This window comes from Cohnella kolymensis, from assembly GCF_000829465.1.
Classification (GTDB): domain Bacteria; phylum Bacillota; class Bacilli; order Paenibacillales; family Paenibacillaceae; genus Cohnella; species Cohnella kolymensis.
In genome coordinates this window covers 183,179-193,317 of the sequence record NZ_JXAL01000034.1, presented here as the reverse complement: position 1 = coordinate 193,317, position 10,139 = coordinate 183,179, and the positions used below count along the sequence as shown (strand labels likewise).

At 43.9% G+C, this 10,139-nt stretch carries 9 protein-coding genes and 2 pseudogenes; 2 read left to right on the top strand and 9 right to left on the bottom strand.

Annotated elements, in window-relative coordinates:
- Positions 1-277: 277 nt before the first annotated feature.
- The 5 genes and pseudogenes from SD71_RS21705 to SD71_RS21685 all read right to left on the bottom strand — a co-directional run bounded on the left by SD71_RS21705 (position 278) and on the right by SD71_RS21685 (position 3,380).
- Positions 278-943, bottom strand: coding sequence for an HAD family hydrolase (locus SD71_RS21705; RefSeq protein ID WP_235427315.1), 666 nt, complete (start codon positions 941-943; stop codon positions 278-280).
- Positions 922-1,533: an HD domain-containing protein gene (locus SD71_RS21700; protein ID WP_041067997.1), complete on the bottom strand. Its 612-nt coding sequence runs from the start codon at positions 1,531-1,533 to the stop codon at positions 922-924. The genes SD71_RS21705 and SD71_RS21700 overlap by 22 nt, the downstream gene beginning before the upstream one ends.
- A gap of 473 nt (positions 1,534-2,006) precedes the next feature.
- Positions 2,007-2,261 (bottom strand): annotated as a pseudogene (locus SD71_RS23395) (SRPBCC domain-containing protein); the annotation flags it as partial.
- A gap of 9 nt (positions 2,262-2,270) precedes the next feature.
- Positions 2,271-2,642, bottom strand: a complete 372-nt coding sequence (locus tag SD71_RS21690) for an iron chaperone (protein ID WP_041067991.1) — start codon at positions 2,640-2,642, stop codon at positions 2,271-2,273.
- A 186-nt stretch (positions 2,643-2,828) separates the two neighbouring features.
- Positions 2,829-3,380 carry a dihydrofolate reductase family protein gene (locus SD71_RS21685; RefSeq protein ID WP_041067988.1) on the bottom strand — a complete coding sequence of 184 codons (552 nt, stop codon included), beginning with the start codon at positions 3,378-3,380 and terminating at the stop codon, positions 2,829-2,831.
- Between the two features lie 258 nt (positions 3,381-3,638).
- Here SD71_RS21685 and istA point away from each other — a divergent pair, with 258 nt between their 5' ends.
- Both istA and istB read left to right on the top strand, forming a co-directional pair.
- On the top strand, positions 3,639-5,180 hold the full coding sequence (gene istA / locus SD71_RS21680; protein ID WP_041067984.1) for an IS21 family transposase: 1,542 nt from the start codon (positions 3,639-3,641) through the stop codon (positions 5,178-5,180).
- A 2-nt stretch (positions 5,181-5,182) separates the two neighbouring features.
- Positions 5,183-5,926, top strand: a pseudogene (gene istB / locus SD71_RS21675) (IS21-like element helper ATPase IstB).
- A gap of 1,173 nt (positions 5,927-7,099) precedes the next feature.
- Here istB and SD71_RS21665 read toward each other — a convergent pair.
- The 4 genes from SD71_RS21665 to SD71_RS21650 form a co-directional block, all read right to left on the bottom strand.
- Positions 7,100-7,828: a DUF695 domain-containing protein gene (locus SD71_RS21665; RefSeq protein ID WP_041067981.1), complete on the bottom strand. Its 729-nt coding sequence runs from the start codon at positions 7,826-7,828 to the stop codon at positions 7,100-7,102.
- A 229-nt stretch (positions 7,829-8,057) separates the two neighbouring features.
- Positions 8,058-8,408 carry a hypothetical protein gene (locus tag SD71_RS21660; RefSeq protein ID WP_152619542.1) on the bottom strand — a complete coding sequence of 117 codons (351 nt, stop codon included), beginning with the start codon at positions 8,406-8,408 and terminating at the stop codon, positions 8,058-8,060.
- 332 nt (positions 8,409-8,740) lie between these two features.
- The gene (locus SD71_RS21655; RefSeq protein WP_041067975.1) at positions 8,741-9,160 is read right to left on the bottom strand and encodes a hypothetical protein; all 420 of its coding nucleotides are present in this window, start codon (positions 9,158-9,160) and stop codon (positions 8,741-8,743) included.
- 217 nt (positions 9,161-9,377) lie between these two features.
- Positions 9,378-9,761, bottom strand: a complete 384-nt coding sequence (locus SD71_RS21650) for a hypothetical protein (RefSeq protein WP_041067972.1) — start codon at positions 9,759-9,761, stop codon at positions 9,378-9,380.
- Positions 9,762-10,139: the final 378 nt, after the last annotated feature.

Here is a 10,139-nt window from a genome sequence, read left to right as displayed (position 1 = left end):
TTTTCGCCGCCTCCCCCTTTTAATTTCCCTTCTTTTTCCACAACATAATACAAAAAAGAGACAGCCGATAAAACCGACTGTTCTCCGATGCTTTCGGATCTTTCAACTCATAAATGACTTCTCTTGCTCCACGAACCGTCTTCTTACATCTGCTTCTTAATATTTTTAAATTATTCTACAATTTTTTCCTTTTACCTGCTTATCCTTCACTTCTGAGTTCAATTGCAATTTGAAATTTCAATTTTTTTCTGGTGCTTCTTTATGCCCGGTCCACCTCCTATTTTAGGTAATGAAAGAATTCACTCCATTGATCAATCGAGTTTCCAGGCTGTACGCCTGCTGCGTTCCACTTGTCAGCTTCCGGCCGGTAGGCTACAAACTCGATACCTGCTGCTTCGGAAGCCTGCCGGTCGATCCAGGAGTCACCGACAGCAAGCCAATCCTGCACGGCCAGCTCTTCACGAAATTTCTCTGCCACATAAACGAATCCATCTGGTTCAGGTTTCATCCTCCCCATAAATTCCCGCCCGACTACCAGGTCGAAATACGAGCTGATGCCGTTCTCCGATAAGGCGGTTTCAGCGGCTTCCCCTGAATTATTGGTGACGACAACCAGACGCAGCTTGTCCTTTAGAAAATCAAGAAGTTTCCTTGCGCCTGGCTCCAGCTCCGCATTCTTCATCCCGGCTATTTCATATTTTTTGGCTATGTTCCACATCTGTTTCATCGACGCAGCATCCATCCGACCGGACAAAACGGCTTGATCAATGAGCATGGAAGTGGTCAACTTCTGGAGCGGTAACGCCGATGGCGCCACTCCTAACTCGACAAGATACTTGTGGATTTCTGACTTCATCCCATGGAAATCGATGCGGGATTGAAGCAACGTGTTGTCCATATCGAAAATGACGCCTTTAATCCTCATGATACGTTCGGATCCCATTCCCGGTAAAACTGCTCCAAATACGCTTCCATGAAAGCATGCCGCGATTCAGCTAATTCCTTGGCATATGAGGTGTTCATCAAATCCTTCAGTCTAAGCAGTTTGTCATAAAAATGGGCAATCGCCGTCTCTGCCTGATCAGGGTGATGGATTAACCGTCCTTTCCAGCCGGAATATGCGAAGGTTCTCGCGATTCCAATAGCGCCCAGGGCGTCTAGACGATCCGCATCCTGAACGACCTTCCCTTCGAGTGTGCGCATAGGAGGATTTTGACCGCCATTATAGGACATTGTGGAGATGATTTCCATAACATGCTGTCCAATGGCGATATCCACCCGGTTGGCTTCCAGCCAGCCGCTGACCTTGCGAAGACCGCCTTCTTTCGAGGGATTCAGCTTGACGTCCGCCACATCATGCAGCAAAGCGGCCAACTCACACACGAACACATCCGCATTTTCACGTTCCGCGATCTTTACGGCCCATTTTCTTACCCGCTCGATATGCTGCCAATCATGACCGCTTGCGTCAGCTCCAAGCTCTTGCTGCACATACTTCTCCGCTTGGCGGATCCATTCGCTTGTAAAGTCCATTACAGTCTCCTTTTTTTACGCCGTCCGTTTCGATTTCGAATCCGATTTGCTTGCGGAAAATGTACTACTAATAAAATTAACTATGATTCACCCACCTGCCCGCGAGCCTTTTCAAATACACATAGCCCTTTGCAACTAAGTTATTAATTACAAAATTCGATTAGGTGTATTCTTTTCCTTTCGTTCCCTCAGAAAACGACAAAAAAATCACGCATGTCTACGTGACTGTTCAAAACATCGCAAAGCCTTCCTCGGGATATAAACGAAGCTGTCGGAGGACAAGAACATATATCGATAAAAGACAAGTTTGTATACGCATCGCCTTCATCACAAAAAATTATACTCGATCGTATCGCTGTAAAACCTGGCGTTTTGCCACGGTTTTACGGATCCCTCAAAACGATACGATTTCATCCTCGCGAAATAAATAGCGAGCTGTTACCGGGGGCATCGATACGAGGCTGGCCTCTTACTTAAGACATACTTGCCAGATGCTCCTCAAGGCGATCCATGGTCTGTTCGGCACCTGGGACGGCATATGTTTTCACCTTATCGAATACAGCGGCATTTTCTTCAAAAACTGTGCTATAAGTGAGTTTTGTCTTACCATCCAGATCCTCAAAGATTGCTGTCGCCAGAAAATGGGGAAACACAGCATGGTTGATGACAATTCGTTCGGGTTTAACGACCTCGACAAAGACGTTGGTGTTGGGATAATCAACGCCATTCCTATTCTTCTATTTCCGCCAAAAAGTTGAACAGTCTGCCTTATCCAAAATATTAAACTCGATCATTTTCTCAAGTAATGAGAAATCAACCGGACTATCCCACTGGATACGTACCAACTCCTTGCTGTGATCATAGCCAGCGTGCACAATGTCATCAGAAAAATGATTAATCCCTGCCCTTTCAGGGGCAACAGCCAAATGATGTTTGGCTATGCTAAAGCCAATAATAAATGTGCCGTGATCGGTAAACATAGGCTGATTCCACGCAATTTTTGGCATTAAATTTGGAAATTTCTTAATTACCCAAGTCAAAACTTCTTCCGTTCGGGCCCGATGTTGCGGGTCATCAATATGCGCTAAATATTCTGCAAAAACTTCCATGTTGTTCCCTCCTACAATAAAAATTATGTCGTTTAGGGATGTCCCTTAAACCCATTCGTCGTTTATTTGGTCTGTAATAACATCTGTTAAGTTATTTCATTTTAGGGCTCTTTTCTTGATTAGCTTAACGATGACTTAACCCTTATTTCGTCTGGCAGTGCGAATCCGCCGTGATCAACCAAGTAGTCAACGAGCGGGCGTGTAGCGGAGCAGCACTACGCCGGAGCCGAAGGGTTTGGTCCCGGTCAGCAACAGGTTCAGTCGATCACGAACTCCCCCCAACAATTGGGGGCCACGTCCGGCAACGATTGGCTGTACCAGGAAGTGATACTCATCCACCAAGCCGAGTTGTGCCAGAGTGGAACCGAGGCCGGGACCGCCGTTAACAAGTAGGCTCTTCCCTTCTGCCGTAAGCTGTGGCACCTCCTCGGAAACAGGCCCCTTCAACAAGAAAGAGTTCTGCCACGACACGTGATCCAGCGTCCGCGAGACAACGTACTTGGGTTTCCGATCGATCTTGCGTGCGAAGTCGACCATGAATTGAGGTCCGACGCCGCTGCTGGCTATGGCTGGCCAGGCACGCTCCATCAGCTGGTAGATTTCACGTCCAAAAAGCAGACCATCGGACTGGTCCATCAGGTCCACCGTATACTGGTGGACCTCCTCATCCGCAATCATCTGCGTGTGGTCACAGCAACCGTCCAGTGTCACATTCATCATCAGGATTACACGTCCCATATGCAACCTCCTTTGTGTCTACATTTTATCATCCAACAGCAGGCCCGGTTTCTCATAGATTGCTATAAACAAATAACCTATCGTAAGTATTGAATACTCCGGAGCAAATTGAGCCATCGTTCCGGTGAGTGAGAGCCACCTCTCTGGCGTATTTGAGCCACTCTTCCGGTGGTGAGAGCCGCCCGTGTAAACCTCCTGCTAAAATGACTCTATGCGTGTCGGAAGACTAGCGCAAATCATTCGTGAGGTGGTCATACAATGACCCAATATCGTGAAATCCTGCGGCTTCATAGTCAAGGGATCAGTCAGCGTAACATCGCTGCCAGTTGCGCCTGCTCGCGCAACACCGTCTCTAAAATCATTCAACGAGCAGAGGAGCTAGGAATTGCATGGCCGTTAGAGAAAGATCTAACGGATGGCGAGCTGCGCCAACGCCTGTTTGCGGAAGTAGCACAGCCTCAGACTCGCAAGCATCCGGATTACGAGTATATTCACAGGGAGATGGCCAAGAGTGGCGTAACGCTTAGCTTACTTTGGAATGAGTACTGCGAGAACTGCCGGTCGAGCCAAGAGATCCCACTCATATATTCGCAGCTCTGCCACCACTATCAGCAGTACACCTTGAAGTCGAATGCAACGATGCGTATTCAGCGCAAGCCGGGCGAACAAGTTGAAGTGGATTGGGTCGGGAAAACCGCTTCTATTATTGACCGCGAGACTGGCGAGATGGTTACCATGTATGTTTTTGTAGGCGTGCTCGCCTACAGTCAGTATGCGTATGTAGAAGCCTTTGCCTCGCAAGATCAGGAGAGCTGGATTACCGCCCATATCAACATGTATCTTTTCTTTGGCGGGTCCACTCGTGTACTCATACCGGACAACCTGAAGACCGGTTTGGACAAGGCATCGGGGCACGCTCCAGTGATCAACAAAATCTATCATGAGATGGCGGAGCATTACAACACCGCCGTCATTCCTGCACGTGTCCGTAAACCCAAGGACAAGCCTAGTGTTGAGGGAGCCGTTGGTGTGGTCCCCACATGGATTCTAGCCGCGTTCCGGAACCAACAGTGTTTTAGTGCTATTGAATTAAATCGAGCCATGCGGGAGAAGCTTGACGTCTTAAATGCAAAACCCTTTCAGAAAAAAGAAGGGAGCAGGCGCAGTGTGTTTCTGACGGAAGAAAAACCGTTTCTACTCCCATTACCTGCTACCCCATATGAGCTGGCGACCTGGAAGACCGCCACTGTCCAATTCAATTATCATATAAGCGTTGAGAAAATGCACTACTCCATTCCTTACGAATATATCAAGCATCGCGTAGATGTACGAATGACTCGCAACGTTATTGAAATCTTCTTCAACAATAATCGAGTATGCTCCCACCCGCGCCTCCATGGGAAACCGGGGCAGTACAGCACCATAGAAGATCACATGCCGGAGAATCATAAGAAATTCATCCAATGGAACGCGAATCGCTTCATCTCTTGGGCACAAAGTGTTGGCTCGAATACCGCCGCCTCTGTCCAAGCGATTCTCTCTTCCCATAAGGTAGAGCAGCAGGGCTATAGAAGCTGCATGGCGCTCCTCAAGCTTGCCGACAAGTATGGCGTAGTTCGTCTTGAAGCGGCTTGCGCCAGAGCATTATCGTACACGCCAAGGACAAACTTCCAGAGCATCAAAACGATCTTGACTACCGGACAGGATCGACTTGAAGCGCAGCAGGAAACAAAGGAATTATCCCCTTCTTCTGAAAGCCATGGATTCATCCGCGGCGCAGATTATTACGGGAGGGCTTAACGATGGTGCATGAACCGACCTTGCGCAAACTCCAAGAAATGCGCCTCTCCGTCATGGCGGAATCTTATCAAAGTCAATTGTTAGACCCAAACTTTCCAGTTCTATCGTTTGAAGAGCGTTTTGGACTCCTGGTTGACACGGAGTGGTCCCGGCGAAAGAACAACCGACTGTCCTCGTTAAATCCGCAAGGCAGACTTTCAGCAAAGCAACGCCTGCATTGAGGACATTGAATATCACGCTGATCGAAAGCTTGACCGAACACAGGTCCTTCGATTGGCAACGGGCGCTTATATTCAAGACAAGCTCAATATGATCATCATGGGCGCATCAGGCGCAGGAAAAACCTATTTGGCATGCGCTTTCGGTATCGCCGCCTGCAGGAACTTCTACCCGGTCAAATATGTACGTTTACCCGAATTGTTGAATGAACTGGCAGTAGCGCGGGGTGAAGGGATCTTTCAAAGAGTGATGAAGGCCTACAAGAAGATTCCCTTATTAATCCTGGACGAATGGCTGCTTGTCTCACTAAAGGAGAGCGAGGCTAGGGATCTGCTCGAGATCGTGGAGCTCGCCATCAACGAGGGTCTACCATATTCTGCTCACAGTTCGCCCCTGCCGGTTGGCACGGAAAAATCGGTGAAAGTACATTGGCAGATGCTATCCTCGATCGAATCGTGCATTCATCCTACACGATCACAATTGAAGGAATGGACTCCATGCGTAAACGCAAAGGACTCATCAACTAACCATTTATATTGTATATGGGAGCCGCCGCACGCTGGTGGCTCTTACCACCGGAAGGGCGGCTCATTTTTCCCGGAGGACTGGCTCACTTATCACCGGAATGATGGCTCTATCTCATCGAAATATTCAGTAATAACTTTCGATTAGCATTAGTCCTTGGTTTGAGAACAAGTCGCAATTCCATTTCAATGTTGAAAAACATTTTCGAAACTCGTTTTAATATCAGAATCAGGAATATCAGCCGGTATAGACTCTGAAATCACCACTTTGTCCCCTGGAAAGTTTACCCCAAATGGAGCATTGATGCAATAATGTATGGAAATTGTTGGAGCCGGCCGCGACGCGGTTAGGTTCGCAGGGTTGTCCGCCTGAAATGCCTCATTGAAATGCCTCGGGCGGACCGAGTAGCCACCAGGCTGCGATGCGTGAATACGGTGTTATGTGATGTTGGGGCCGTCCCTGTATTACTCACTCATATCTTCAATTTCTTTAAATGTACAAAATTCATCATTCATTTTTATTATTGCAATAATAAATAGTCGTAGAAATATCAAATAATTTTGATTGTGAATCTTTTCATCCTCTCCACTAGTTGGTTGAGTATGACTGTATTTGTTCCTTAAATCTAATCCGTTGTTGAATTGAGATTTGTTAAGTGTATAGTTTATGTATACAAGGAGTCATTAGAAATAAAGTCGACTATGGTTTGTAAGTCCTTAAAAGCAGTGATTGTCCATAATACTTGTTTAGCCATTTATCCATCCTCGCCTTAACTTCCTCGGTCGTCAGTACATTCCCTTCATCTAGATCTTTCAGTCCTTTTTGAATTTTGGAACTTACATACAATGTGTATTGGATGTCCTCAATCGAACAATCTTCAGGCAATTTATCGATCATTAGTTTAATATCGTCTTTAAGCATTTTTATCACCTCATTGTCATTATAACATCCGTTTTGGTTTTCATTCACGCACTTAATTCGCTTCGCTCTTTCAGCTAACGTCTCTCGTATTCACGAACCCGAGAACCTTAAGCCCCAACGGGGCGGCCGCAACGCGGTTAGGTTCGCAGGGTTGTCCGCCTGGATCATCTTCATCGAAATGCCTCCGGCGGACCGAGGGCCGAATGGCCCGATGCCTGAATACGATGTTATCAGAAGTGACTGACATCCTTGAACTACTTACTCTCTATTACAGGACTTTCCCATCCATCATAATTCCCACCAAAATCTATAGTTTTCTTAAGTAATTCTGTAGTGATTTGATAAATCGTTTCAAATTCAACAGTACTTGTGTGTGAAATTATAAGTTGAAGAGGAAATTCGGAATCATCTTGGAGGTTTTTTTCTTCAACAATTCTAAAAATATTTAAATTGAGATTTCTTTTAAAGTCTTCTCTACTCTTATTATCAACAAAATAAAGCCAATGGCTTATTTCACGAGGAATTTGAAGATTATCATTATTCGATTGCAGTTGTTCAACAACTTTCCTATCTATCATCCACTGCTTTTCAAAAGCATCTGGATATAGATTATTTAAATAAAATTCCCATTTTGGATCTTCCGCGATTGAGATCTCACACTCAAGCTTTCTATATTTCGAAAGTATTTTATTAAGCATATTTACTAATATTTTTTCATGCATTGTATAAATATAAAACGACTTGGAATCAGCACATGTGATGGCACCAACTAGAAAATCATGATTTGTCAATTGGCTATCCATTTCATCTTCAGCTGTACCAACCAGCTCAATATCTAACTTCTTTGAGAAAAAGCCCCTTGATATCATATTCACTTTTACTAATGCGTTTGCGCCAGAGATTGGAACATCTTGAATAATACCTAAATCTACTCTTACTATAGTTTTGTTTTTAGATAGATATATATCCCAATGATCTGACATATTAATTCCCCTTGTTTTTTGATAGTTACAGTCATTTCTGATAACGTCTCTCGTATTCACGAACCCGAGAACCTTAAGCCCCAAAGGGGCGGCCGCGACGCGGATAGGTTCGCAGGGTTGTCCGCCTTGATTCGCATCCTCGAAATGCCTCGGGCGGACCGAGAGACGGCGAAAGTCGGCTCGACGCGTGAATACAGTGTTATAAGAAGTTGGCGCCTTCTTTGACTAATCACATATCAGGTTTATTCAAATATTTTATGTCTTTGATCAGGCCTGTAAAGAAACTTACTGGAAGCGCCAATAATGGAATAATAATTGTCGGAATCATCACCCACAAGATTGCACCGCCCATCACAATAATGCTTAAACACAAACCAATATAAATATTAGCTATATAAAATGGATAATTTAGACTCCTCAAAAAAGTAATCTTACGTATATAAATACTTGCTAGCACAATATAACTAATTACGACCGGCAAACAAAGGAGTATGTACTTTATAACTTCTTCTTGTTGCGGCAGTTCGTTCTCATTTAAGAAACCTTTCTTTTCAGCAAACGGTGCAAGAACAAAAATCATGTACAATGCTACGAAAAATGAAATTAGTAAAAAAAATATATTAATCTTCGGGTGTATCATCAAATTTTTTATTCTACTGTATAAGTTGATAAAAGTAACCTCCTATGAATTAACGAACTTGGTTCTCTATTGCGCCAATTTCTTATAACGTCTTTGTATTCACGAACCTGAGAACCTTAAGGTCACGAAGTGACCGGCCGCGATGCGGTTAGGTTCACAGGGTTGTACGCCTGACTCAACTTCCTCGAAATGCCACGGGCGGATCAAGGAGCCCACAGGCTCCGCAGCGTGAATACGATGTTAGATGAAGTTACCGGCATCTTCGGATCTGCTTAACAATCCTTTAATATACTTCCATATTCTTCTAAATTATTCGAAATATCCTCTCCATAAGTACCAGAACAAATTAAATAGTCCTTATATTCATTTTTGATTTTTAAGATATACTCAATTAATTGCATTCCAATTGTCTTTATCTCTTGTCGTGTAAGAATATACTCCTTATTATTTATTCTCCATATTCTTGAATCCTGATCTTTGCTAATTGTGACTTCAGTGCCGCCACATCCAAATGATCCACATGAACAAGTAATTAAAGGGAATACACCTGATTGATTAATAGATCTAAAATACACTTCAATATCAAGAATATTGGAAAGTTGATCTTCTTCTATTGATAGTGTTGAATAAATAGATATTAATTTATTTCCAGCTGGTGATTCTTCATATTTAACTTCAAGAGTATATGGCATTTAAGTTCTCCTCTTTATGCTTTCCGGTAATTTCATCATCTAACGTTGCTTGTATTCACGAACCCGAGAGGCTTAAGGCGACAAAGTGCCGGGTGGCTCCGCCACATAGCCTCGCAGGGTTGTCCGCCTGATGCTGCTTCCTCGAAATGCCTCGGGCGGACAGAGAGACTGCGAAAGCCGGCTCGATGCGTGAATACGGTGTTAGGCGAAGTAATATCTACTTCTCTGAATCACTTTCGCCAACTTTTTCTATATCTTTGTTATCTTTGTGACTAATATGAATAATTGCTATTGGCCAATTAGAGGGCGTGCCCTTTCCACCTTCGAGTATTCTAATTTCTCTGGCCCCAAAGACAAGATAATCGTGTTCTGCTAATTCGTTTATTGTCTTTGTAAATTCATATCCATACCGTACCCATTCGCCTGATCCAAGATCACTGAATAAATCGGCGAAATCTTGAATGGATTGAAAGAATCCAGAGATCAAATCTGCTTCAATACCATTCTGGGGCTCATCATGTTCAAAGTTATATCCCAATGCATTATCGATAATCCTTAATAAGTCTTTAGCATTATGGGGTCCAGCCAACATTTTAACCAAAATATACGCTATGACAATATATGTAAGTAGAAAGCCGAGTTTTCCTACTCTAACGAATCATAGGCTTTTTTAACGTCTAGTTGTTCAAGGGAAATAAAGTTTTAGACTCATGTGCGATAACGTATGCGTAAAAATAGTCCCCCTACTTTAGGAAGAGAGTAAACTAAACATACCCAAGGCAATTTGCTCAATGAGCATGTTGCCTTTTTCATAATTACTTTAATAGACAAATAGACAAACCATATAATTTAAGGTTTGTCTATTTGCATAATCTATGAATTGTTGATTTATCTTCTTCTGCTGTAAAAGAATCCGCCGCCGCCAAGCAATAGTATTAATATAATTACGATTAACCCTGTATCCATTATTAGTAACTCT

What these genes read in the sequence shown, in the direction of transcription:
- SD71_RS21665 (WP_041067981.1), bottom strand. Translation starts at nt 7,828, where the DNA reads ATGTCAGATCATTGGGATATATATCTATCTAAAAACAAAACTATAGTA.
- SD71_RS21685 (WP_041067988.1), bottom strand. Translation starts at nt 3,380, where the DNA reads ATGGGACGTGTAATCCTGATGATGAATGTGACACTGGACGGTTGCTGT.
- SD71_RS21705 (WP_235427315.1), bottom strand. Translation starts at nt 943, where the DNA reads ATGGGATCCGAACGTATCATGAGGATTAAAGGCGTCATTTTCGATATG.
- SD71_RS21690 (WP_041067991.1), bottom strand. Translation starts at nt 2,642, where the DNA reads ATGGAAGTTTTTGCAGAATATTTAGCGCATATTGATGACCCGCAACAT.
- SD71_RS21660 (WP_152619542.1), bottom strand. Translation starts at nt 8,408, where the DNA reads ATGATTTTTGTTCTTGCACCGTTTGCTGAAAAGAAAGGTTTCTTAAAT.
- SD71_RS21655 (WP_041067975.1), bottom strand. Translation starts at nt 9,160, where the DNA reads ATGCCATATACTCTTGAAGTTAAATATGAAGAATCACCAGCTGGAAAT.
- istA (WP_041067984.1), top strand. Translation starts at nt 3,639, where the DNA reads ATGACCCAATATCGTGAAATCCTGCGGCTTCATAGTCAAGGGATCAGT.
- SD71_RS21700 (WP_041067997.1), bottom strand. Translation starts at nt 1,533, where the DNA reads ATGGACTTTACAAGCGAATGGATCCGCCAAGCGGAGAAGTATGTGCAG.